This window comes from Pseudolabrys taiwanensis, from assembly GCF_003367395.1.
GTDB lineage: Bacteria > Pseudomonadota > Alphaproteobacteria > Rhizobiales > Xanthobacteraceae > Pseudolabrys > Pseudolabrys taiwanensis.
Genome location: NZ_CP031417.1, coordinates 569,497 through 591,735 on the forward strand (window position 1 = coordinate 569,497; position 22,239 = coordinate 591,735).

Genomic DNA, 22,239 nt, shown 5'->3' on the forward strand with positions numbered 1-22,239 from the left:
AGCGCGGCGTCTGTGCGCAACAGGTCTTAAGTCGAAAGTCGAAGATGTTCGCCGTAAAGTCGTAGGGTGCGCCACAAGGTATTGAAATGCTGCGCTAAAGCTGTACGCAGCGAGCGCTCTTCGGCACTGCAAAAACCGCCCGGGCTTACAGCGTGGTCGACAGCTTTTCCAGAATATCGATCAGCCAGGCGGCCGCTTCGAGCACCGCCAGGCGCTGCGCGAGCTTCGATTTGCGGAAGGTGTCGTTGAGCAGTTTCAGCGCGCGCTTATAGCCGGGGTGTTGCGCGGTAGCGCCGCCGAGGCCGCGCAAGCGCGCCACCAAGGCCTCGCGCCGGGTCTCCAACTCGTCGTAGCGCTGGCGAAAGGTGCCACGGACGGGGTCCGACACGTTCGGGTTGGAGGCGGGTGGGCGGCGAGAGATCATGCGTCGACTAACTATGGCGATTAGCTTCAGCGTGCAACGGCATTGGCGCATATTCGTTCCGCGGCCGGATCATGCGAGTCGCCCGCCGCGGACGATTAATCTTACCGGGCGATAGAGAGCGAGGAGAGTAAAGGCTTCGTATAGAATGTTCTGGATACATAGGGCGCTCGAGGGGCGTTGTATGCGTATTGTTGGTGCCATCGTTGGACTTGTCGGCGGCCTTGCAGCCGCGGCCGCTAGCGCAGCCGATCTGTCGGTCGGAGCGGAGGGATACGGTGGCTATGGCGGCGTCACGGCCGGCCAAATCGTGGTCTGGGACGCGCAGCCAGGCATCGTCACGCGCGCCTATTGGTTGCCGCCCTGGCGCAATCGCCACTATTTCCCCAGCAATGGCGAAATGCCCGAAGTCGGTCGCGACGAAGACCTGTCGAAGCGCAGTGTGCCGAACCGGGCGCAAAGCTTTGGCCGCTCGTGGTCGGCGACCTCGGCGAATCCCGGCATGCCCCTCACTCCCCCTGTGAATCTTTCGCCCGATATTCTGATCCAGCCGCGCGGTCGATGGTGACGATGCCCGCCTCACGCTCATTGGCCGCCTTGGCGATTGCCGCGGCCGTCTCGCTGCCGCTTGACGCGCAGGCGCAATATTACGGTGCGCCGCCGCCGGGGGCGCCGCTCTATCCCTACGCGGTCGACACCAGCCGTCCTTATGCGATCGAAGTGGCGCCCGGGACTTATGTGATCCGGCGGCCTTCCGATGCGCAGACCTATCCACAGGCCGCGCGCGCGCATCGTGTTCGGGCTGCCGACAAGCGGAAGGCGACGCGCAACGATCGCGCTGTGATCGAAGAGTTGCAGCAGCGCCATGCCGGTAAGCAGAAGATCCCGACCGAGGTGGTCAACACCAAGAAGATCGTGCACGGCAAGCCGATCGTCATCGAGACCACGCGCGTGGTCGACGATCCGCCGAAGGTGATCGTGCGCAAGCGCTACGTCGACGATACGACCGCGTCGATTGCCGGCGGCAAGCAGAAGGTGACGATCGAGGACGAGGCGAAGGGGGAAGGCCCGGCACGCGCCGACAACAAGAAGCGTGTGATCGAGGCCGATGCCGAAGTAACGATTATCGGGCCCGACCGCATGAGCATTCGCCTGTTCCGCAAACGCGGCGCGCAGGCCAAGGCGAGCGCCGAAGCCGACGAGTGATCTCAAGCGAGAAGCTGCCCAAGGCTCCTGCGTCATTCCGGGTCCGCGCGTGATACGCGCGTCCCGAAATGTCGGTTTGCAATTCACCAGAATGAACAGGGGCGGGAGCCGCTGATCGCAAACGGCACTACGCATGTGCTTTGCGATAATCTCCGAAGACAAGCCAGATCGCGGACACCAGGAAGTAGAACGCGCCGAATCCCGCGTAGGGGGCGATGTCGAGGATCGTCGGCGAAACCGGCCCGAATGCTCGGCTGATCATGAAGCCGCCGGCGAGTGCCGACTGCGCTCCACTCAGGATCATCGCCCATTGCGCGCCATAGAGACGCCAGCGCCTGACCCCCGTGTACAGTTGCAGCAGACCCGCCAGGATCGCCCAAACGCCAAACACGGCGAGAACGGTATAGGCGCTGTCGCTGACCGCCGCGGCGACCGCGAGCGCCGTCAGCACGCTGACCGCGACATTCAACGTTTGTGACGGGTTGGCCTGCAAGCCGCCATTCATCCGGGCGTCGATCAGATTGGCGAAGGCGTCCCAGGCTGGATAGAGCACAAGCAGAAACGCGGTGGCGCCGAGATGTCCGCGGAAGAGCACGGCGGCCGCGATCCAGACGATCGAGAACAACGCGCGCGTGAAGTAGTACGATTTCAACCAGCTGGCGGTGAGGGCGGATTGGTTTTGCATGGATAGCTCCTTGTGTGTCTACCTACTAATAGGTAGATGAATTCAGGCCGTCAATCTGCCGGTGGACACCTTATTGTGAGATGGACGGGGAAAGCGGAGCCTTGATCGACTATCTATTAGAAGGTAGGTAATCCAAGGTCATGACCACGACCTCAGAAAGAATTCTCGACGTCGCGCAGTCTCTCATCATAGCGGGAGGCTATAACGGCTTCAGCTACTCGGACGTCTCGGCTGCCATCGGCATCCGGAAGGCGAGCATCCACCATCACTTCCCGACCAAGGCCGAGTTGGTCGCGGCGCTGGTGGACCGCTACAGGAAGCAGACGGATGCGGGATTAGCGTCTCTTCGCGACCACGTTTCAAATCCTGCCGAGCGGCTTCAGGCCTATCTGGACTATTGGCAGACGTGCATTCGCGACGCCTCGCTGCCCTTCTGCGTCTGCGCGATGCTTGCCGGTGAGATGCAGATGCTGCCGGAAGAAGTCGCCACGCGCGTTCGCGGCCATTTCCAGAATCTCGCGCGCTGGCTGACGGCGGTGCTCCAGGCCGGCGCCGAACAGGGCCGTCTGCGGCTGGACAATCGACCGGAAGAGGAAGCCCAAATCCTCATGGCATCGGTGCACGGCGCCATGCTCTCCGCACGGGCCTTCAACGATCCCGGCCTGTTCGGCGCCATCGTCAACCCGCAGATGACGCGGCTGCTGGCGCTCGATCGTTAAATCTTGCTGCGCGCGACGTAGAGCGCGAGCGCCGCCGCGTTCGAGACGTTCAGGCTTTTGATCGCGCCGGGCACGTCGATGCGCGCGAGGTGATCGCAGGTCTCCTTGGTCAGCTGACGCAGACCTTTGCCTTCGGCGCCGAGCACGAGCGCCAGCGGCGCGCGCAGCGTAAGCGCGGCAAGATCGGCCTCGCCGTCGCTATCGAGCCCGACGATCGTGAAGCCGCTGGCCTTGAGCGCGGCGAGCCCGCGCGCGAGATTCTGCACGTTGATGAGCGGCACATGCTCGAGTGCGCCTGAGGCGGCTTTGGCGAGTGCGCCGGTGGCATCGGGGCTGTGGCGCTGCGTGGTGACGATGGCCGCGGCGGCAAAGGCGGCGGCCGAGCGGAAGATCGCGCCGACATTATGCGGGTCGGTGATCTGGTCGAGCACGAGCACCAGGCCGCGGGCCGGCAGGTCTTCGATCGCCGGCGCGGGCAGGGGCTCGGTTTCGAGATAGAGGCCCTGGTGCACGGCGTCGGGCAGCAGCCGCTCGGCGATGGCGCCGGGGCGCACGACCTCGAGCTGCGGCGGCGCGGGGATGCCTTCCTCGGTCAGGCGGCGGGCGGCGTTCTCGGTCGCGAGCAGCCTGCGGATCCGCCGCGCCGGGTTCTGCAGGGCGGCCGTGACCGTGTGCCAGCCGTACATGATGACCGGCCCGTCGGCCTCGGCGCGTAAATCCTCGCGGCGGGCGCGCTCGAAGCGCTCGCGCCGCTCGATCTGCTCGCGGGTGGCGCCGGGCTTGGCGCCAAGCTTGGCGCCGGGCTTAGCGCTAGGTTTCGCGCCCGGGCGAGGGCGATTCTCGGGTGGTCGGGACATAGTTCCTGGTCTGGCCGGGGAAAACCGGCTCCCGCTCTAGCTGATCCGGCCGGAGGCGAACAGCCTCCATTGACTTCGGACGAGGCTCTCCCCATAAGACCGCCACTCCCGGCCGCCGCCGATTGTGTCAAGCGATCAATGCGGTGTGCTGTCCATGGGGGAGAGTGTCCCGAGCGGCAAAGGGGGCGGACTGTAAATCCGCTGGCTATGCCTTCGTAGGTTCGAGTCCTACCTCTCCCACCATTTCGCGCATCTTCGGTCTCGCTCGGCTGTGAACCTTAGTCCGTTGCGTCTTTAGCGGCGGTGGGGATTTTGCTAGAGCAGGCCCGGCGCGGGTGTAGCTCAATGGTAGAGCAACAGCCTTCCAAGCTGATGACGAGGGTTCGATTCCCTTCACCCGCTCCAATCCCAGAACTCGCCGCTGATTTCATTCGGCTTTTTGCGTTCCCGCCCGCACCTGCGGGCTAGGTGCGGGAATAGATGTTGCCGGATCGTTCGACAGCAGCAGGGCGGCCTCGATCGCCAAACGCTGCCGGTCAGCAGCCCTGGTGTACAGGGCGGGCATAGAGTCGTTGGTCCAGGCGAAAAGGGCGCGCAACTGCGCCGTGGTGGCGCCCCTGTGCACCGCCCGAATGGCGGCCAGCTTGCGCAGTCCGTGAGCCGAGCCCGGCACGCCCGCCTGGTCGCACGCGACACTGAACTCATTGCCGAACGAGTCCTTAGAGCCGAACGGCTGGCGGCGTTCGGTACAGATGAAGGTCAGGTCGCCGCAGGGACCTCCCTCCAGTATCTGCTCGAACTCGGGAGTGACCGGGAAGATCGCCGGAACGCTGCGCCGGCTTTTTTCGGTGTTGAGGATGCCGAGCTTGAGCTTGCGCCCGTCCGGCAGATCGACCGTCTTGATATGCTGGCGCCCGAACGTCACGGCGTCGCCGCGCCGCAGGCCGCTCGCCAGCAGAACCTCCATCCAGACGCGTTGACGGGTGCCGAGCGGCCACTTTTTGCGGTAGGCCTCGACATGCTCTTCGGTCCAGGGAATGAATCCGTCGCCTTTCTTGCGCGGCGGGTTGGCGACGCCTTCGGTCGGATCGACCTTCACATGCTGCGCCTCAACCGCCCAGCGGAACAGGCCGCGCATGGCGTCGAGGAAATTCCGGGCCTGGGCCGGGGTTGAGGCGCGGCGCTCGCGTCCGGCAACGATGGTGGCCTTGGTGATCTTGGCGAACGGCTTGTCACCCGCCGTTTCAAGGACATTCTTGAAGATGTTCTCGCGCTGGCGCCGCGTTGCCATCGACAACGCATGCCAGGCCGTTGTTTCGCGGTAGCGCGCGACGAGCCACGTCAGCGAGTTGGACGATGGACTGTCTTTGCGTGGGCGCGGGTTGCCGGTGATGGCGGCTTGATACTCGGCGTCGAATTCGGCTGTACCGAAGTCGGCGCGGATGCGGATGCGCGGGCCTTTGCCGATGCGCACATACCAAACCCGCCTGCCGTGGCGGGTGGTTTCAAACTGCAGATGCGGGGGGCGAGGGCGCGGCATGTCTACTCACAACACGATGGAGTCCTCAGGCGTTTCGGATTCTAAGCTCTCGTGATTCAGCGGTTCAAGTCGAATAACCAGCGTGCCGTCAGGTCGCACTTCCACGGCGCTTGCGCCTTCCTGCTTGGCGGCGCGGATCACGCGCGCCACAGCGGCTTTGGTAGGGCGTGCACGGCTTCTGGGTGTGATGCCACTCATGGCTGCTGACTCACGCAATGCCACCGTGACGAGTCGTTTGGACTGCTGTTTCTACTGTATGGACGTAAATGGCCGCGCTGCGCGCGGCCCGCTTGAGGCGGGCCGTGCTCGCGCTGGCCGACGTCATCCTGATGAGCCATGTCATGCGCGCGTCTCCTCCGCTTCCGGCGCGACATGCGGTTGCAGGTAGCGCGCTTCGCCGGTCAGGCCATCGCGCATGACGCACCAGCCGCGCCGTAGCGTGGCGGGATCAAGCCCCGGCTCGCGGCGCAGATCGTCGAGGGTGCCGAGCACCATCGCGGCGACGAGGTTGCTGGCGACCTTGAAACAGACGCGGGTGGGCAGATTGGCGCTGAACGCACTGTCCATGGCGTCGACCGTCGGCTTCTGCGTTGCCGCTATGAGGATCAGACCGGCGCTGCGGCTGCCCGCCGCGAGGCGGTTGAGGGTGTCGAGGAGCTGCATGCGCGTGGCCTTGTCGGCGGCGCGCCACTGGATTTCCGAATACTCATCGATGACCAGGACCGTGCGCGGGCCGGACCAGCGGCGCTGGCGCTGCTTGCGCAGGTGCTGCTGGCGTTCTCGCACGGTATCGGCGAGTCGGCCGATGAGGATGGCGAGGTCTTCCAGCTCCCAGGCGATGGTCACGTTGGGGTGGTGCTCGAAGGCGTTGAACTCCACGCCTTCCTTGAGATCGACGAGGTGCACCGCGTCGATGTCGGGATGGCGCACCATCTGACTGATGAGCTGCAGGAGGAATACCGACTTGCCGAACCCGGTCGATCCGGCGACCAGCATGTGGGTGAACCGGCTAAGGGGTTGTTGCACCACTTCGCCGGTGAAGATGTCGGTGCCGAGGGTGATCGCGGTCATGGCTTCACGCCCGCGTTGATGAGCGGAATGCAGTCGGGCAGTGCGACGGGCGCGCGGGGCGCGGGCGGGATCGGGCCGGGGGGCGCGATCTGTGCGGGCGCGGGGCGCACCACCACGGCACCGGGTGCGGCGCCGACCGAGGCGCCGGTGGCGATGGCGACGGGGCCCTGCCACAGCTCTTCAAGCTGTTCGCGGTGGCGCTCGAACTGGTGCGTGCTGAGCGGCGAGTCCAGTCCGGCGCGGTAGCAGACGATCCCGTTGGAGAAGTCGCACCAGCGCAGCTCGGGATAGACCACCTCGCCGTCGATGCCGGTGATGCGGCACCAGGGGCCGACGAGGGCCTGATACATTTTACGGTTCGCGCCGCTCAGCAGCAGCGCGTGCTGATTGGCGCGATGGGCGAAGATGATGCGCAGGAGCGCGGAGGCCTTGTCCCTGTCGGCCAGAGACCAGGTATGGCTGCGCTCGGTGCACTCGAAGAGGGCGGTGCGTTCGCACAGGCCTCTGTCATCTATCTTGAAGGGGGCGAAGTTGAGGGGCTGGAGCGCGGACATGGTCAGCTCCGCATCCAGTCGTAGAAATGCTGTGTGGGGTTGGCGAGCTGGCGCTGGCGCGCGACCGTGAGCGCATGCTGGCGCGCGGCTTCCTCGCGGCGTGCCGCCGCTTCCCGTTGACGCTGGCGGTAGTCCTCCGCGCGTGCTTGATCGAGGGCGGCGCTGCGGCGGCGCGCCTCTTCGCGCTCCCGCTTGCTCCGGAGTTGCGCCTGTGCGCGTTCGGCGGCGGCTTCCCGTTCAAGTCGCTCTGCGACATGCGTAAGCCACCGGTACATGAGGACCAGGGCCACTACGCCGACGATCAGCCATTGATACCAGTGCATGGGGTTGCCCGGCTTGCGGAGAAGTCCCGGCGCGCGGTGGCGCGCCGGGCAGCGGTTACTGGGCCTTGGCCGAGGCACGTGGTGCCGCGTTGGCCACCGGAGCGCTTTCGGCCCGGTAGTAGATCTTCTTGTCCCTGGCGGTGATGCGCACCGGCATCTCGACGGCCTGGCCGACCTTGTAGGCCGAACCGTCGTCGCCTTCCGGCAAACCGATCTCGAAGAATCTCACCGAGTCATCGCCCTGCTTCTCGGATCTCTCCAGGAATTGCAGTGATGCGATCTTTGTGAGCGGGCCACCCGGCACTTTTGCCCATTCGATGACGCGAATGCCGGTAATCGTCCCTCTCCAGTAGGGAGGCATAGGAATCTCCGTGTTATGATGTTGGGGCTTTGCTTACGTGGCGTTGGGATCACGGCGGCATCGCTTGCTCCTCCTGTGGGCTGGACCAGATCGCGCGCGGCACGAGGACGTAGTCGGCGTGTCCGCCGTGCCAGCGGTAGAACTCGCGGCCGAGATAGACCGCGTTGTAGGGGATGGAATCGGTGAGGTCGGCGTCGTCGGCCTCGGGATCGGCGAGGTTGAGCTGCTTGGCGAGATCGCGCAGCGCCTTCGACATGCCGACGAGGCGACGGCCGTGCAGGGCGTCGTAAAGGGTGGTGAGGACCAGCGGGTCGACCGGGTAGGGCTGGCCGTCGTCGTCGAACTGCACCAGGTCGCTGGGCTTGGTGCAGTATTTGGTGACCTCTAAGAGGCTCTTGCGGCCGACTTCGTCGAGCGGGCCGCCGCCGACGCCCTGGAGGGCGCGGATGTCCACGACGGGGTCGTAGTCGAGGCGCGCGAACTTGCGCCACAGCTCGGCCCATTCCTCTTGGGTGATGTAGCCATTGGTCGAGCGTCGGAAGTAGCCCGGCGGCACGATGAGCAGCACATGCAGGTGCGGGTGCCAGAGACCGGTCTCGTCGTCGCGCGTGACCTCCAGGGTTCGGTACCAGGCCAGCACCGCGCCCTTGAACCGGCGGCAGCGGGCGAGGCGGCGAAGCGACGCCATTAGACGGTCGATGGCATCGAGCAGTTCGCTGTGGCTCACGGACCTGATGGTCAGCGTGAGCAGGATGGCCTGGTCGCGCGGGCGCTTGGCGAGCCAGGCCCTGAGCAACTGCCAGAGGTTCAGGTGGCGTTTGCGGGCGCGGGCGCGTTCGCAAAGAAAACAAAGACGGATGCGGCACCAACTGCAGCGCACCAGCTTGCGCGTGATCTCCTCGTCGTCGCCGACGCGGTAGCACGCGAACTCCAGGATGGAGCCGCACTCGCGCATCCTGAGCGCGATCCTGGTGTAGTCGCCGCCCTGGTTCTCGAATGCGTCGGCAATCGCGAGCGAGGCACGCTTGGCCAGGCGCGGCAGGTAGCGGCGCTCGTCGAAGAGATCGTCGAGCGGTTGTCCTTCCGCTTCCGCGCCGGACATGGCGATGACCTAGAGGCTCGGGGTCTAGCGACATTCGCCAGAGCACCCGCCACCAAAATTGCCGAAGCTGGCCCACTCCGGCTCCATGGAGCCCGCGATGTCGGCGAGGTCCTTTAGGGACATCTTGGCGATGTCCTCTGAAGTGAGGTCTTCGGGTTTTGGTTTTGGCCGCGCGCTGATTTCTGCGGGGCTTTCGGACCGGATCAGCGCATCACGTACTGTCATCGCTTTGCCCTCCTGATCGACGAACCGTTCGTCGGAGGGCTTCTTAGTTAGCGCATCACCGGCTGCTTCGGGAAAGCAACCTGTCGGAGTTGTGACCGGGCAGTTGGGCCGGAATCTTCGACAGCTTCGTTATTGATTTTCTCGATCTCAATAATCTCAAGCGGATGCAAGTGCCGTGCCGGGCTTGATAAATAGGAACAATATCCCATCATGAATCCACCACTCCATGGGGGATATCATGAAGCGTTTACCCGTACCCGAGGGCTCTCTGCTCGCGCCCTCGCGCGAAAACTATAAGCTGGCCTACCGCGCCTTCCGCATCGAAAGGCGCAGTTACTTCCAAAATCCCCGGTTCGATCCAAAGCGCCGGGTTCTCAGTTGCTGCGAGCCGAGACTGACGGAGGCTATCCAATACGCGTCCACCACCTGCGGCTGGAAACGCCAACAAATGTTGGTCGAATCCTGCCAACCGAATCTCTACGGCAAGATACGCGGCCTTGTTTGGCCTTATCTCACGGCGGTTCGTCGGGATGTGGACTTTGACTACACCGGAATGGTGGTTATTGCTCAAACGCAGGGACGGAGAGTCGAGACTGAACGGCGCTCTTATAAATTCCTCAATCGGCTCGGCCTTCGGGGATTTCTCAATGCCTATTCCGGATATCTAACCGCGATCTCGGTGGCATCGACTACTCCTGAACGCGGTAGCCGAATGGGCGTTGAGCGGAGAGCAAGGCGTTCACTGCTATCGTGGATGCAAGCCGACAAGAGGCGGGAGAAGAGTCGGTGAGAACGAACATGAAGCCCCTTCGGGGGCTTCATGCCATTCTTTCCTCCTTATAGGCGGCGGCTTCCTCGGCGAAGGAGTACGCGCCGACCCTCTCGAAAAGCTCGTACGCATAATCCAAGTCCCGATGGGCCGCTTGGCCGTTCCCAACCGCTTTCCAAATGCGGCCCTGTAGCTGGTAAACCTCCGCGATAGCGGGGTCCGAAATGCTATGTGCGCCTTGCTTCTTCAAACACGCGAGAACGCAGTCCATCGCTCCGTCCAGGTCGCCTTCATAGAGCAGAATTATTCCGCGCACCGTCTCGGCTCTAATCCAGCGCTCGTGATTGCCGATCTTCTCCGCTAGGTCGCGGCTATTGAGGGTCCAGTAGAGCAAAGACCTCCCGTCAATTGTCGGCAGCTCGCGCCTATTAAGCCAGTTCAGCTTCCACAGGCCTTCATTCGAAGCGCTTGAGCCGAGAGTCGCCTTCATTGAATCCCGGCTGATGAGCCGATGGTCTGAAGTCCTGTTTGCGACCACCAATGAGCGCTCGGAAAGACTGTGGCTGTAGGAACCCGATTGACGCGATAAAATCTTGGCCTTGAAACAAAGGGCGCGGCTGTACGCGATATCGAAAAACGGTTCGCCGGGATAATCCAGCTCTAAAGCATGCAGAAAGTCGATAAAGAAATTCAGGAGGACCACTTGCTCCGTTTGGTTTGCGGCATAGGCGCCTTCGAAGGCGGCGATACCTATGGAAAGAAAATGGTCGCTGTCCGAGGCCCCAATGGATGACTTGTTGCTGTCTAACCCGATTATGATTGCAAAAGCATTTTTTATCGCTGCCGCGAACTCATTGTTCAGGCGGGGGCGGACTATAGCCTCATTTACAAACTTCTCCACATTGCCAAGCTCGCTGAGATCGGCGAGGCGCCACGCATCAGTATTTGAATCCCCGCGCAAGAGATTCCGAAAATGCTTGCCCGCTTTTTTGAGCGATAACTCTCCGTCTCCGCGACCATCGAAATATTTCATCTCGCCTACCAGGTCGGTTTCGGCGATCTTCCACAACTCCCCAACTTCTCGATCACTTAGAACGGCACTTTCTGACGTGCGCAACGATCTGGCCAAGCTACGCCGCTGTGAGTCGATGATATCCTGGAATGCTTTCAGCTGACTCTTGGAGAGAATGCCTTTGGCCGCGAAAGTGGGGCGAGCATTATCTAGGCTGCCAAAGAACTTATGGAACGGCTCATAGATTGAATGGCCGTCGTGTCCAACGCGCAAGAGTTTGCTTGCCGTCACCTGACTACCAAGCTTGCGGAAGCGCGCCAAGATGTCCCTAGCTACCGCAAAGAATCGGAATCGACCGCTTTGAAAGCGTTCGCCTAAGGCCTCGATCATTTCGGTCGTGGTCGGATCAGTCGAGCTTGCTGGCATAGCCGCACCAAACGTTTCCGCCCTAAGGTTATCAGCTCTCGGCTCAATCGCCAGATCTTGGCTGACCAGCAGGGGGATCGTAGTCCCAACAACAAAACGCGTTTTAAACGGCTTGGAAGCGGTTCTATGGGCCTCCCGTTGCCCGGCCAATTCCCTCACGGCCGTCATGGGTCGGTGAGTTAGGCCCGCAGCGCGTGCCCGCAAGGCATCCAACCGTCTCCCGTGAACGGGTCCCTCGGTCGGACCCTCCGTTGCGTGCCCGCTCAGTTCTGCCGTGCCTGAGAACTCCCGCGACCGGCCGAGATGGGCTTGGCCGGAGAAACCAACGGGAGAACCTCAAATGAACCGCAAACAATCCAAGCCGTACGCTGTGTACGTTGTCGAGGGAGAGGGCGATAGCGCCTACTGGACCCGCATCGGCAGTGCCTTCCAGCATGAAGACGGGGCCGGATTTAACATCGTGCTCACCGCCGTGCCGCTGAACGGCCGACTGGTGGTCCGCAAGCCGAAGGCCGACAAGGAGGCGGGGCAATGAGCCCCGTTTCCTTCGCGCACCCGCGCAACGAGGTCATCGAAGGTGACTGCGTTGAGGTGATGCGCCGGATGGAGTCCGCCTCGGTGGACTTCATCCTTACTGATCCGCCGTATGTCTGCCGCTATCGCTCGCGTGACGGCCAGACCATCCGCAACGATGACAATGCCGACTGGCTTGAGCCAGCCTTCGCGGCAATGTACCGCGTGCTGAAGCCGGGCTCGCTGGCGTTGAGCTTCTACGGCTGGACCGTCGCCGACAAGTTCATTGCTGCGTGGCGGGCGGCGGGCTTCCGCATTGTCGGGCACGTGGTGTTCCGCAAACGCTATGCGTCCTCGGTGCGGTTCCTGCGCTACGAGCATGAGTGCGCGTATCTTCTCGCCAAGGGCCATGCCGAGCTGCCTGGGAACGCGCCCTCTGATGTGGTCGACTGGGTTTACACCGGCAACCGTCTGCATCCCACGCAGAAGTCGGCGGCGATGCTGAAGCCTCTCATCGAGGCTTTCTGCGCGCCCGGTGGCGTGGTGCTCGACCCGTTCTGCGGGTCGGGGTCCACGCTCGTCGCGGCGCGCGAGCTTGGGCGCGGGTATGTCGGCGTTGAGCTTGACCGCGAGCACCACCACACGGCGTGCATGCGCGTGAGCACATTCGTGGACGCAGCCTGAAAGACTGCGTCTTTGCGGGCTAGCTTTCTCCTCGCACAAACGACATCTTTATGACGTGGCGACGGCCACTATTTCAGCGAGAAGAATATAGTGCGATCGAAGTAGCCATCATCCGAGCTGAAGGCGATCGTTACCTTAGAAGCGTTTACGATACCGGCGACGCAAAGATCAGGCAGATTCGCCGAAACAAGCTCATCCGTTGGCGAGAACGTGCGTTCCAGCGGCTCTTCTGTGGTTCGTCCATCGGCAAATTCTTTCGATATCTTCGCTCGATATTTTTGATCTGAGCCATTTTTTCCATTCGGGCTGTCATAGTGATTGATCACGAAACAGTAGCCCTCCTGGGAGGGAAGGCGTATTTCGCCACTGCCCACGATTTCCCTGAAGCGCTTCTTTGACCGGCTTTCGCGGAGGCGGATCGATCCCTCATTGAACAAGACACTTCCATACTGGGTGTCTCTGTGGAGATCTCTGTAGCTATCGAAAGATCGGCCAAGTTCTGCGGCTATGGTCGGACAGGCCGCAATGAGAATGCTCAATAAGCAAAGTACAGCGCTAGCCATGCGCATCGGCTTGCCCTTTCGGGAGATCAAACATGGAAGTCAGTAGAGTGTAAAAGATCACTGCCACCGGGGCCGTAATCTCGATATTCGCTCCAAGGAGCGGAAGGTCCTTGAAACGCTCGAGGTCGATGTTGGCCACCCAAACGAAGAAGCCCACGGCAAGAACGATCTGCCAGGGTATGCTTCGTGTCTTGTGCTTCTGCCAGTAGAGCACGGCGTTTATGATCGCCAACAAAGCGGCTACGGTCACCATAAACAACATGTATTCGGTCTTCTTGACGCCGTTGGCGGCGAGCAGGTTTTGGATGCCGACGTAAGCGGCCGTCACCTCAGCCGGGAAAAAGAGTCTTAGGCTTTCGAGTTTGGTGGTCATGGCTTGGCTCGAAATTGGTCGGTTTAAACAGTGACTTTCTCGATGATATGCGGCGTCAGAGGCTTCGTCGGGATGAATACGGGCTCCTCGGGATTTCCGCGCGTAGCTCGCGGATTCGGCGCCCAGTCTTTGCGCTTGGGTACCTCCGTCAGGCCGACCGCAAAGATTTCCAGGGAGCCGCCTTTGATCTTGAGGCGCAGAAAGTTGTTGTAGCGCCCCATACGAAACGCGCTGAAGGCGTCGTTGTAATTCATGCGGAAGAAAGCGCATGTGATAAGCAGGTTCAGACCAAAAATGGTGCTGCCGATGAAGAAGCCAACGGCGCCCATTTCTAGAAGGAGGAGGCCCAGCCACTTCCAAACGCTGTACCATTCGCCGCTGAGAACAAAGTGTGTGGCGTTCCACTGAGCAAAGAATGTCGCGAAGTAGAGGACCGTTACCACGTGAGCAGCAGCGTGCAGCGCGCTAGTGACCAGTACCGTAGTTCGTGTCGATTTCTCTTGCACGCAGGTGTACCGCATAATCGCGGTCGCAAAAATCGCGGCTATGACAGCGTAGGTGTCCCATTGATTCCGTAACCCAATCGCCACGCCGAACACCCAATAAATCCCACCCATCAGAAGCGAGAAATCCCAATTCTTGAAGGCGAAGAGCAGGTTGCGCCAAAGCATCTGGACGCTGTCGCTTTTGCGCGGGTAGCAGACCGCATCGGGCACCTCGGCGTGCCCGGCTTCTGGTGAAGTGGTTAGAGACAGGTGCTTGTTCTGCCCCGTCCACTTGACCGTTACCTTGTCAGCAAGGTGATGGGTCGGATGAAGGAAAGCGCCGCCGCCACCGGAAGTGATAAACTGCTTTCCGTCTTCGGCAGAATATCGGCTGTAGTGATGAGTATCGCCGGATAGCAGAACCGGGATGGTCAAATTGCGGTCGGCGGCCTCCGCGATTCCAATCGCGTAGTCCATGATTGACCATGATTTGCTGTTCGTATGGGTATACAGCCAGCCGGGTTCTGCGCTGCAAAGAATGATCTTGGAATTCGGCGGCATACCTCTGGCGATGGTGTTGAAGTAAGACGCCTGGGGTGCATCCATATCATCCTGAAGCTGGATATCGGTTGCCCAAAGCCACCATTCATCCGTCAGCTGCAGCGCGAAATAGCTTCTTCTCTGATGTGCGCGCCAGTTTCCGAGATGCCAGCGTTTCTCGCTGCAAAAGAAGGCAAGGAATAGAACCAGGCCATCGTACCAATCGTGATTCCCGGGAATAGCGTAGACGGGCACGCCATCGTCTGATTTCTTGTCATGATCGGGAAACGCCCATGCATAAGGCTGGCGAAGCTGATTCTGATATGCCTGGGCGCTGGCGGCCGGGTAGACTTCGTCTCCGCCCATTATAAGGGCTTGGCCCCTCGGCAATGTCTGGCCGTCAACAACGAGTTGTTTTCTTGCCAGCAAACTGGCCACCGCATAAGTGCTATCGAAACCGTCGCCGAGATCGGCCACCCAATCGATCCAGACTGCGCCGTCCGCGTCGGGCTTAAGCAGCGGTCTTATCTCTTTCGCGCGTGCGAGGTGGGTTTCGGGGCCGACCGTATCCAATGCCGCAATCATCAAGCGGCGATCCGCGTACTGTCCAAAGATCGAAGACAAGATGACGTTGTTTAACAGTCGGGCAAGGAGCCACGGGCTGAACCAACGGGCCATTCGAGGATATTTTTTGTAGTTGGAAAGAAGCGTATCGGTCATTTCGCATCCCCAGTCCCCGCGGGTACTATAGGATATGCAACCCTCCCGAGAAGTGTTTTCTTTGCCGTTTCAACCAGAAATCTAACTGGTCGCTAGCCCGGATTGCCTATCTGAACGGAGGTCTATGCCGGGGGGGCGGGGGCGAAACCCCTGCGCGCGCCGTCCGATGTACGGCAGCGCAAGAGCAACATCAGTGTAGCATTGAGGCCGTAGTGGCCTGACTGACACAAAAAATTCCAAGAAAGATTGAGCAGGATAACAGCGCACTTATACATTTGCTGCGCAAACATAGGTGCGCAGAAGCGACATGAGCGCCCGCGCCTGAGAAAGGCAGCGTGGCGATCTATCATTTCAGCGTGCAGATATTGAAGCGGAGCAAAGGGCACTCCGCCATCGCGGCGGCGGCCTATCGCTCGGCATCGCTGTTGAGGGATGAGCGTACCGGCAAGAGCCACGATTATCAGAGCCGCCGGGGTGTGGTGTGGAGCGGCATCCTGCTTCCCGACGGTGCGCCGGAGGAGTTGAAAGAGCGGCAAGTGTTATGGTCGAAGGCGGAGGCCATGGAGGCGCGTGGCGACGCACAGCTTGCCCGCGAAATCAATTTAGCTCTGCCCAAAGAACTCGATGCCGTCCGACGGAAAGAACTGCTTTTAAACTTCGTTCAGGAGGCCTTTGTGAACCGCGGCATGGCGGCGGATGTGGCCATCCATGAGCCGGTGCCGGGCAAGAACGCGAGTCCGGATAACCATCACGGCCATATCATGCTGGCCATGCGGCGGGTCACGCGGGCGGGACTGCACCGGGTCAAGACGCGGGAATGGAATTCCCGGGAACTGCTGAAGGAGTGGCGGGCGTTATGGGCCGTGCACCAGAACCGCGCGCTGGAGCGGGCCGGGGTGCGTGAACGGGTCGATCACCGGACGCTGGTGGCCCAACGGGACGAGGCGCTGCGGCGGGGTGATCGCGCGGCCGCGTTAGTGCTCGATCGGTTGCCGCAAATTCATGTGGGGCCGAGGGCCACGCGTGCGGCGATGAAGCGCATGCCGGTGAGCCGTGTGCGCGAGGTTGGCCCCCCAAGAAAGCGGCCGGGAATGGCCAAAGCCGTTCGCCGCGTCGTGACCTATCCGCGCCTGGATGCGGGCAGCCGTTTGGCGTGGCGCGCGGTATTGCTGCAGAGGACGAAGGTTGAACGGAGCCGCAAGATGCAGCGGCTGCAGGTGAAGGCGATGCGGCTGCGTGAGCGCAAGGTGCGGCTGTTGCGCGATGAGATGAGGTTGCAGGCTGAGCTGCGGCGGCTGGTGCAGTCGCGGCAGAATTACCGGTGGCTGGAAGGGCGCGAGCGCAGGGCAGGACTGGATGAGGCGGTGCGCGACATGGCGCGGCGGCTGGCGCATCGGCAAGACCGGGGCAAGTTGATCGAGCGTGTCATTGCTGAGCTGGACCGTACGTTGGCGCGGCTGGAGGTCAGGAGTGCGGTCAGGACGAGGTCAGCAGGGCGGGTCCTAGACCACGCTCGCGCCAAGCATCCCAGCGACGTTTCCAGCGCCACACCCGGAAATGCCGGACCTTCCAGGCCAGGATAGGCAGGCAGCCGGTGATAAGCACGATGCAACGCGTCGGAGGGAGGCGGCGGATCTCGGCTGGATCGACCAAATAGCGGCTGGTCTCGGATTGACCTTGCTGCACGCGTGCTTGCCAAGGCATCGGCCCCGATTGAGCGACAGTGCGCGACGTGTTGAGCACGGTGGTCTTGCCGATACTTTCCGCGAGCTCGTGGGCGGTCTCATTATCATTGACGTTGAAGGCGACCTGACAGCCTGCGGCGGCCATGAAGGTGCGCGCGCCGTGCGGGCCATAGATGCGCTTGAGCTGGCCGAGGTCCTGGAAGATCAGCAACACGCGGGCGTAAGCGCGAAGATAGCCGAGCCCGGAGGCGAGGGCTTCGAGGTAGCCGAGCGCGGGGCACTCATCGAGCAGCAGGAGGGGCTTGCATTTGGGTTTGGGGAATTCCTTGCCGCGTACTGCGGCGGCCAGAGCGCAACCCATCATCACGCGCAGGAACGGCCGGTAGACCGCGAGTTTGTCCTCCGGCACGCAGATGAACACCGTTTGGTGGTGGTGTGCATGTTGAGCAAGGTGAAATCCGAGCGCGAGGTGAGCAGGCCGCCGACGCGGTCCCTGGACCAGAAGGCCATGGCTTTGGCGGCGTTCTTGAGCACCGAGGTCATCTCGGGCGTACCCAGGCTGGCCAGGGTGACGCGTCCTTCCTCCGCCACCGAGGCGAGCGGGCTTTGCGCCATGGATTGCAGGAGTTCGACAAGGCTGTCGCCTTCATTGGCGATGAGTTCGCGGATGGTGGAGAGCGTGCGCAGTTCCGGCGGGAAACTGTGGAGGGTATGGCGGATGAGTGCGGTGATGAGCTGCTTGGCGCTGGAATCCCAATGCTGCTCCCGCGACTCCGACAGCACCAGCAGGTCCGCGATCATCGCCGCGTCGTCGGCTTCATGGTGCGTTCCGACACGGATCATATCGAGCGGGTTCAGGCGGTGGGAGGTTTCCGGGTGCAGGGCGTCCAGACGCCATACCGGCCCGAGGCGGGCGCGCCAGCGCCCCGCGATTGCCAGCAGTTCACCCTTGGGATCGGTGCAGATGATGCTGCGGCGGCTGCGCTCAAGCAGGGCCGGAAGCACGAGGCCGGAGGTTTTGCCGCTGCCCATGGGGGCATAGGCGAGCACTGCGCCATCGCCGCGATAGCGGATAAATGACCAGCGCGTCCGCGCGACGATGAGGCCCTTATCGCCGAGGACACCGGCTTTGAGGAGCGCGATCCAGGACGCCCAGCGTGCGCTGCCGTGGGTGGTGCGGGCGCGTTTGAGGCCGTAAGCCATCAAGCGCAGTGAGATGCGGACGGAGGTCCGCAGCAGCCACCACGACAGTCGCACGAACAATCGAAGGATCATGCCGCCAAGGTGCGGCATGAGGGGAGACGGTCAACGCCAGGGTCACGCGCGGGCGCGGTGAGCGCGCGCGGCGCCGCATGGGGTGTGGCTTACGCGTTGCCGTATGTCGGATGGAGGGGCAGCGGCTGAGTTCTATCTCCGCTGTACCCAGCCGCGCAGGATGGTGCCGTTGTCGCCGTAGAACTTGAGGGCGTCCTGGCAAATCCGGGCCTTGTCGGCGCCATGGGATTGGTAGCTCAACGCGAGGGTGTTGAACGCGATGTTCACCGCGTTCTGCGCCTCCAGGCTCCGGTCCACGCGTACACCGCCGTTGATCAGCGAGGTTCGCATGGCGTCGGTCCTCACGTTCAGTTCGGGGCAGTTCTTCTGGAAGTAGAGAAGTTCGCCATAGTGGCTGATGGCGTATTGGGCGTGCTGGGCATCCAGTTGAAGCTGGTTTTGCGCGGCGGCCGGGTATGCGAATGCGAGAGCACCGATGACGATCAACTTCCTCATGTGGGACTCCGTTGGAGGACTTAGCGGTTGGGAAGGCGACGGCGGTGGCGCTCAAACAGCCAGTGCCATGCGGCGAGAAGCGCGAGCGCGCCGAGAAGGGTTCCGACGCACCAGACGGCGAAGAACAGGAGATCGGGTATCGAGAGGAAGACCGTGCGGCTGGTCATCGGTGCATATCGAAGGTGCGGGCCTCATGGCCGTACATGATCTCGGCAAACTCCTCGAAGGTTTCGCCAGGTGGCTCGCTGAGCGCATAAACAATCATTGAAATGATGAGGGTGAGGCCCAGGGTGGCGAGACCAACCAGCAGGCCCATCAACGGCAGCGCGAGCGCCGTGAGATAAGTGAGTAGAGCGCCAATGGTTACGCAGGCGAGGGCGGTGACGACCGTGTTACGGGTGCGTTGCGCATAACAGCGCTCATGCTCCTCACGAAGGACATCGGTATCGAACATAGGATGTAAGGGCCGGAATCGTTGAACGCGGGAAAACCGCCAATCACGCGGCTGTCCCGTTGGACGAAGCGGACCCTAGGCAAAAATTTTGATTTCTGACCGGGCAATGCGTTTGCCGGATCACGCGGAAAATTACTAAATCTCGACGTGGAATCCTATTGCGCATTCGGCATCGGCATCTTCGATTACCTCTCAATGGTTTATTGGCCGATACTCAGGCAGCGCAAAAGCAACTTGCATAATTCAAGGATTATGCGCGGAGCGCGGCCGTGATCTTTGGGTATGCGCGCGTGAGCAGTGGCGGCCAGGAGCTGAGTATTCAGCTTGAGCAACTGCGCGCTTCGGGATGTGCGAAGGTCTTTTGCGAAAAACAGAGCGGCATGAAAGACGAGCGCCGCGAGTTGGCGCGGATGCTCAGGACATTGCGTGCCGGTGACATTGTGATCATCACAGCGCTCGACAGGCTCACGCGGGGTGGGCCTTACAAGATGCTTTGCGTCCTGCAGGAGATCACGTCGCGAGGCGCGAGCTATCGCTCACTCGCGGAGCCATGGGCCGACACGACGCACGAACTAGGCGAGGTCCTGGCCGCGTTGGTGGGTTACATCGCACGGAAGACACGCGAAGACATCCTGCGGCGGACGGCGGAGGGGCGGGCGCGCGCCATTGCAAACGGGGTGAGGATGGGCCGGAAGCCGAAGCTTGCGCTGGATGCGCGACGGACGGCTTTACAACGCAAGTTGGCGGGGGAGCCGCTTGACGTGATTGCGCGGGACTTCGATGTCAGCCGGTCGACGATTTCGCGGCTGGCCTGAGCGCTTCGTTCACCGGCTTGCTCGCGGCTTTGGCGCCGGGCGGCTCCGGGTAGCTGTCGCGCAGCCAGTAATCGCCCGCCTTGCCGGTTATCGGCCCAAGCTTGCGGGCCAGCGCGCGGGATACCGGCTGGCGGCCGTTGATGACGTTATTGATGGTCTGGCGCGAGACGCCGAGCGCCGCCGCCAACTCGCCTTGGTTGAGGGCCAGTCTCTTGAGTTCGAGCCGGAGATGTTCGCCGGGGGTCATTTGCCGCCAGTCTGGCGAACCCGCACACAATTACAATCGCCCCGGGCTCCCCATCCCCATGCGCTTTCCGCGTGTGGGTGGATTTTTTGGAGACGGATGCGACTTAGCCAGCTTGTTTTTGGGCCGGTTTCCGGACCTTTCCGCGGCCGTAGCCGGTCGACGCTTCTTGTTTAAGCCGGGCGATCTCTTCTTCGTAGTAGGCGTTGGCGACGAGGACCATCCTGAGGGCAGCTTTCAGGTCGCCTTTGCAGATCTCCAGGACCTGGCGGATGTCGTCGTCGATAGACACGGGAAATCCTTGAATAACCGGAAGCCGGATCATAAGAACAAACCAAGAACTCAGAGTCAACGGATGCGGCTGGTCGACTATCCCTACGTGCTGGTCAGGTTCCGCTGCGACCTGTGCAGGCGGTCGGGACAGTCACGGCTCGCCAGGCTGGCCGACAAATACGGCTGCGAAACCACGCTCGATCAGCTCTGCGAGCGCATGACGCGGGACTGCCCCTGGCGGAGTGATAAGGCCTTGGAGGTGAAGGGGTGCGGTATCTACTTGCCGGACATGCCGCCCAGGCACCGGCCTGATTTTCCACCGAGGCCGCTACGGCTTTTTGCCGGGGGGAAACGGTAGGACGGCGGCTGGATTGTGCCTGAGCAGGGCGGTTACAAGCTCGGGCGCCCGCTGGAATTTCAGGATTTCCTCGGTTTCCATGACGGCCAGGTTGATGAGCGCGGCCAGCGGGTGGTGGCCGTCGTCCCGCACCATGCGCTCAAGCTCGATGAGATGCTCCCGCACGTACTCGACCGTTTCGCGCGCCATGCCCGCCCCCGGATGCACGGTATGAGTGTATGCCGGTTGTGGCCGCGCCGGAAGTAACATCGGCGGGAGCATGTGCGGCAGATTTACCCGGATGTACACGTGGGAAGAGTTGGTCCGGCTTTACCGGCTGACCGATCCCTACATGATTTCCAACCTGCAGCCCCGCTATAACATCTGCCCGACCACCACGGTCGATACCGTGGTGGAAGTGAACGGCAACCGTCAGCTCGTGCCGATGCGGTGGGGGCTCATTCCCGCGTGGTGGTCGAAGCCGCTCAACGACATGAAGCTGGCGACATTCAACGCGCGCGCCGAGACCGTCGACACCAAGCCGATGTTCAGGTCGGCGTTCAAGAAGAACCGCTGCATCATCCCGGCGTCGGGCTATTACGAGTGGCAGACCGCCGGGAAGCAGAAGCTGCCGTGGTACTTCACGCCAACCCAAGAGCCGATTTTAAGCATCGCGGGAATTTGGGACGAGTGGACCGACAAGGAAACCGGGAAAGCGCTTAAAAGCTGCGCCATGCTGATTACGGAGCCGAACAAGCTGGCGGCTGAGATCCACGACCGCATGCCGGTGCTGTTGCAGCCGGAGCAGTTCGGGCCGTGGCTGCATGGCGAGAGCGGCAAAGAGGCTTTGCTGCCCGCGAATGACAACGTCTTGCGGAAGGTGCGGGTGTCACCACGGGTCAACAGTTTCCGGGCGCTGGATGAGGACGGTACTTTAATTGACCCGGTCAAAACTTAGGTCGGCATAAGCTAGTAGGAGGGGGGATGGCGAACACAAGTACTACGGGAGCCGCTGGCGAGCATTACGTGATGTGCCAACTGCTCAGGCGGGGTTTGATCGCGGCATTGGCTCCAACAGGAGTGCCTAACGCTGACATCATTGTAACCGACGAAATTGGTGACAAGCTTTGCGCAGTACAGGTGAAGACCCGTTTGAAGCCAGGCTCTGACAAGGGCTGGCATATGAGCGTCAAACACGAGAGGATTATCTCGCCAAACATTTATTATTGCTTTGTCGGGTTCGAGACACAGCCTCCCGGCTGTTGGATAATGCCAAGCGACGTGGTTGCGGATGTTCTTAAACGTTCCCACGCACATTGGCTGGCGCAACCGGGAAAAAACGGTCAGGCCCACAAAGAAAACGACATGCGCCGGTTATGCGAGTCCTACGATCATGAAAACTTCCTTCCGGAATTCTCTCTGGGCTGGCTCGATCCGTACAAGGACAGATGGGATCTGCTCGAAGCGGCTACAAAGGAGTAGAAGAGAAATTGTGGGTGAGTCCCTGAAGAT

At 61.7% G+C, this 22,239-nt stretch carries 31 protein-coding genes, 2 tRNA genes and 1 pseudogene; 12 read left to right on the top strand and 22 right to left on the bottom strand.

From position 1 onward, the window contains the following. Positions 1 to 145: 145 nt before the first annotated feature. Positions 146 to 424: a hypothetical protein gene (locus tag DW352_RS02640; protein WP_162826736.1), complete on the bottom strand. Its 279-nt coding sequence runs from the start codon at positions 422 to 424 to the stop codon at positions 146 to 148. A 181-nt stretch (positions 425 to 605) separates the two neighbouring features. On the opposite strand from DW352_RS02640, the gene DW352_RS02645 reads away from it, so the two are divergent. Both DW352_RS02645 and DW352_RS02650 read left to right on the top strand, forming a co-directional pair. Beyond that, positions 606 to 989 (top strand): hypothetical protein, encoded by a 384-nt coding sequence (locus DW352_RS02645; protein ID WP_115688276.1) that lies wholly within the window; start codon positions 606 to 608, stop codon positions 987 to 989. Positions 990 to 991: 2 nt separating this feature from the next. Continuing rightward, on the top strand, positions 992 to 1,627 hold the full coding sequence (locus DW352_RS02650) for a hypothetical protein (RefSeq protein ID WP_162826737.1): 636 nt from the start codon (positions 992 to 994) through the stop codon (positions 1,625 to 1,627). A 127-nt stretch (positions 1,628 to 1,754) separates the two neighbouring features. Here the strand turns inward: DW352_RS02650 and DW352_RS02655 are convergent, their stop codons facing one another. After that, on the bottom strand, positions 1,755 to 2,312 hold the full coding sequence (locus DW352_RS02655; protein WP_115688280.1) for a DUF308 domain-containing protein: 558 nt from the start codon (positions 2,310 to 2,312) through the stop codon (positions 1,755 to 1,757). Between the two features lie 140 nt (positions 2,313 to 2,452). On the opposite strand from DW352_RS02655, the gene DW352_RS02660 reads away from it, so the two are divergent. After that, positions 2,453 to 3,031 (top strand): TetR/AcrR family transcriptional regulator, encoded by a 579-nt coding sequence (locus tag DW352_RS02660; RefSeq protein ID WP_115688282.1) that lies wholly within the window; start codon positions 2,453 to 2,455, stop codon positions 3,029 to 3,031. On the opposite strand, the gene rlmB is transcribed toward DW352_RS02660, so the two are convergent. Next, positions 3,028 to 3,888: a 23S rRNA (guanosine(2251)-2'-O)-methyltransferase RlmB gene (gene rlmB / locus DW352_RS02665; protein WP_115688284.1), complete on the bottom strand. Its 861-nt coding sequence runs from the start codon at positions 3,886 to 3,888 to the stop codon at positions 3,028 to 3,030. The genes DW352_RS02660 and rlmB overlap by 4 nt on opposite strands. 158 nt (positions 3,889 to 4,046) lie before the next feature. Here rlmB and DW352_RS02670 point away from each other — a divergent pair. Both DW352_RS02670 and DW352_RS02675 read left to right on the top strand, forming a co-directional pair. Then, positions 4,047 to 4,131: transfer RNA gene (locus DW352_RS02670), tRNA-Tyr, on the top strand. 88 nt (positions 4,132 to 4,219) lie between these two features. After that, a tRNA-Gly gene (locus DW352_RS02675) sits at positions 4,220 to 4,293 on the top strand. Between the two features lie 22 nt (positions 4,294 to 4,315). Here DW352_RS02675 and DW352_RS02680 read toward each other — a convergent pair. From DW352_RS02680 to DW352_RS02710, 8 genes are all read right to left on the bottom strand, one after another. Further along, a complete protein-coding gene (locus DW352_RS02680; protein ID WP_162826738.1) occupies positions 4,316 to 5,362 on the bottom strand; it encodes a tyrosine-type recombinase/integrase in 1,047 nt (348 codons plus the stop codon). A gap of 72 nt (positions 5,363 to 5,434) precedes the next feature. After that, on the bottom strand, positions 5,435 to 5,626 hold the full coding sequence (locus DW352_RS26620; RefSeq protein WP_162826739.1) for a hypothetical protein: 192 nt from the start codon (positions 5,624 to 5,626) through the stop codon (positions 5,435 to 5,437). Between the two features lie 141 nt (positions 5,627 to 5,767). After that, entirely contained in the window at positions 5,768 to 6,499 is a 732-nt protein-coding gene (locus tag DW352_RS02685) for an FtsK/SpoIIIE domain-containing protein (RefSeq protein ID WP_115688288.1), read from the bottom strand. Next, positions 6,496 to 7,053, bottom strand: a complete 558-nt coding sequence (locus DW352_RS02690) for a hypothetical protein (RefSeq protein WP_115688290.1) — start codon at positions 7,051 to 7,053, stop codon at positions 6,496 to 6,498. Before DW352_RS02690 ends, DW352_RS02685 begins: the two co-directional genes overlap by 4 nt. A 2-nt stretch (positions 7,054 to 7,055) precedes the next feature. Further along, on the bottom strand, positions 7,056 to 7,376 hold the full coding sequence (locus tag DW352_RS02695; RefSeq protein WP_115688292.1) for a copper transporter family protein: 321 nt from the start codon (positions 7,374 to 7,376) through the stop codon (positions 7,056 to 7,058). Positions 7,377 to 7,431: 55 nt separating this feature from the next. Continuing rightward, entirely contained in the window at positions 7,432 to 7,737 is a 306-nt protein-coding gene (locus DW352_RS02700; RefSeq protein ID WP_162826740.1) for a hypothetical protein, read from the bottom strand. Positions 7,738 to 7,786: 49 nt separating this feature from the next. Beyond that, on the bottom strand, positions 7,787 to 8,839 hold the full coding sequence (locus DW352_RS02705; protein ID WP_115688296.1) for a protein rep: 1,053 nt from the start codon (positions 8,837 to 8,839) through the stop codon (positions 7,787 to 7,789). A gap of 24 nt (positions 8,840 to 8,863) precedes the next feature. Beyond that, the gene (locus DW352_RS02710; RefSeq protein ID WP_115688298.1) at positions 8,864 to 9,064 is read right to left on the bottom strand and encodes a hypothetical protein; all 201 of its coding nucleotides are present in this window, start codon (positions 9,062 to 9,064) and stop codon (positions 8,864 to 8,866) included. A 238-nt stretch (positions 9,065 to 9,302) separates the two neighbouring features. Between DW352_RS02710 and DW352_RS02715 the strand changes: the two genes are divergently transcribed. Then, positions 9,303 to 9,854, top strand: coding sequence for a hypothetical protein (locus tag DW352_RS02715; RefSeq protein WP_162826741.1), 552 nt, complete (start codon positions 9,303 to 9,305; stop codon positions 9,852 to 9,854). 28 nt (positions 9,855 to 9,882) lie between these two features. Here DW352_RS02715 and DW352_RS02720 read toward each other — a convergent pair whose 3' ends face one another. Further along, positions 9,883 to 11,439, bottom strand: coding sequence for a hypothetical protein (locus DW352_RS02720; RefSeq protein WP_115688302.1), 1,557 nt, complete (start codon positions 11,437 to 11,439; stop codon positions 9,883 to 9,885). Positions 11,440 to 11,611: 172 nt separating this feature from the next. On the opposite strand from DW352_RS02720, the gene DW352_RS02725 reads away from it, so the two are divergent. Together DW352_RS02725 and DW352_RS02730 are read left to right on the top strand one after the other, a co-directional pair. Beyond that, entirely contained in the window at positions 11,612 to 11,806 is a 195-nt protein-coding gene (locus DW352_RS02725; RefSeq protein WP_115688304.1) for a hypothetical protein, read from the top strand. Then, complete coding sequence (locus DW352_RS02730) at positions 11,803 to 12,468, top strand: DNA methyltransferase (protein WP_115688306.1); 666 nt, start codon at positions 11,803 to 11,805, stop codon at positions 12,466 to 12,468. Before DW352_RS02725 ends, DW352_RS02730 begins: the two co-directional genes overlap by 4 nt. Positions 12,469 to 12,536: 68 nt before the next feature. On the opposite strand, the gene DW352_RS02735 is transcribed toward DW352_RS02730, so the two are convergent. From DW352_RS02735 to DW352_RS02745, 3 genes are read right to left on the bottom strand one after another with little or no spacing between them, the layout of a single operon-like run. Next, complete coding sequence (locus tag DW352_RS02735) at positions 12,537 to 13,037, bottom strand: hypothetical protein (protein WP_115688308.1); 501 nt, start codon at positions 13,035 to 13,037, stop codon at positions 12,537 to 12,539. Beyond that, positions 13,024 to 13,404, bottom strand: a complete 381-nt coding sequence (locus DW352_RS02740) for a hypothetical protein (RefSeq protein ID WP_115688310.1) — start codon at positions 13,402 to 13,404, stop codon at positions 13,024 to 13,026. Before DW352_RS02740 ends, DW352_RS02735 begins: the two co-directional genes overlap by 14 nt. Positions 13,405 to 13,427: 23 nt before the next feature. Further along, positions 13,428 to 15,149 (bottom strand): metallophosphoesterase, encoded by a 1,722-nt coding sequence (locus DW352_RS02745; protein ID WP_115688312.1) that lies wholly within the window; start codon positions 15,147 to 15,149, stop codon positions 13,428 to 13,430. A 335-nt stretch (positions 15,150 to 15,484) separates the two neighbouring features. Here DW352_RS02745 and mobQ point away from each other — a divergent pair, with 335 nt between their 5' ends. Then, positions 15,485 to 16,732, top strand: coding sequence for a MobQ family relaxase (gene mobQ, locus DW352_RS02750; protein ID WP_115688314.1), 1,248 nt, complete (start codon positions 15,485 to 15,487; stop codon positions 16,730 to 16,732). Here the strand turns inward: mobQ and DW352_RS27605 are convergent. From DW352_RS27605 to DW352_RS02765, 4 genes and pseudogenes are all read right to left on the bottom strand, one after another. Then, positions 16,626 to 18,127: pseudogene (locus tag DW352_RS27605) on the bottom strand (type IV secretory system conjugative DNA transfer family protein). The gene mobQ and the pseudogene DW352_RS27605 overlap by 107 nt on opposite strands. Positions 18,128 to 18,241: 114 nt before the next feature. Next, the gene (locus DW352_RS02760; protein WP_115688318.1) at positions 18,242 to 18,604 is read right to left on the bottom strand and encodes a hypothetical protein; all 363 of its coding nucleotides are present in this window, start codon (positions 18,602 to 18,604) and stop codon (positions 18,242 to 18,244) included. Between the two features lie 20 nt (positions 18,605 to 18,624). Then, positions 18,625 to 18,771, bottom strand: coding sequence for a hypothetical protein (locus tag DW352_RS26630; protein WP_162826744.1), 147 nt, complete (start codon positions 18,769 to 18,771; stop codon positions 18,625 to 18,627). Next, positions 18,768 to 19,058, bottom strand: a complete 291-nt coding sequence (locus DW352_RS02765) for a hypothetical protein (RefSeq protein ID WP_115688320.1) — start codon at positions 19,056 to 19,058, stop codon at positions 18,768 to 18,770. The genes DW352_RS26630 and DW352_RS02765 overlap by 4 nt, the downstream gene beginning before the upstream one ends. A 269-nt stretch (positions 19,059 to 19,327) precedes the next feature. Here DW352_RS02765 and DW352_RS02770 point away from each other — a divergent pair, with 269 nt between their 5' ends. Then, a complete protein-coding gene (locus tag DW352_RS02770; RefSeq protein ID WP_115688322.1) occupies positions 19,328 to 19,873 on the top strand; it encodes a recombinase family protein in 546 nt (181 codons plus the stop codon). On the opposite strand, the gene DW352_RS02775 is transcribed toward DW352_RS02770, so the two are convergent. The 3 genes from DW352_RS02775 to DW352_RS02785 form a co-directional block, all read right to left on the bottom strand. Next, positions 19,842 to 20,120 (bottom strand): helix-turn-helix transcriptional regulator, encoded by a 279-nt coding sequence (locus DW352_RS02775; protein WP_115688324.1) that lies wholly within the window; start codon positions 20,118 to 20,120, stop codon positions 19,842 to 19,844. The two genes, DW352_RS02770 and DW352_RS02775, sit on opposite strands and share 32 nt — an antisense overlap. 103 nt (positions 20,121 to 20,223) lie before the next feature. Then, positions 20,224 to 20,409, bottom strand: coding sequence for a hypothetical protein (locus DW352_RS02780; RefSeq protein WP_162826745.1), 186 nt, complete (start codon positions 20,407 to 20,409; stop codon positions 20,224 to 20,226). 309 nt (positions 20,410 to 20,718) lie between these two features. Further along, on the bottom strand, positions 20,719 to 20,937 hold the full coding sequence (locus DW352_RS02785; RefSeq protein WP_162826746.1) for a hypothetical protein: 219 nt from the start codon (positions 20,935 to 20,937) through the stop codon (positions 20,719 to 20,721). Between the two features lie 91 nt (positions 20,938 to 21,028). Here DW352_RS02785 and DW352_RS02790 point away from each other — a divergent pair, with 91 nt between their 5' ends. Both DW352_RS02790 and DW352_RS02795 read left to right on the top strand, forming a co-directional pair. After that, positions 21,029 to 21,685 (top strand): SOS response-associated peptidase, encoded by a 657-nt coding sequence (locus DW352_RS02790; protein WP_162826747.1) that lies wholly within the window; start codon positions 21,029 to 21,031, stop codon positions 21,683 to 21,685. Positions 21,686 to 21,711: 26 nt separating this feature from the next. Further along, complete coding sequence (locus DW352_RS02795; RefSeq protein WP_115688332.1) at positions 21,712 to 22,209, top strand: hypothetical protein; 498 nt, start codon at positions 21,712 to 21,714, stop codon at positions 22,207 to 22,209. Positions 22,210 to 22,239: the final 30 nt, after the last annotated feature.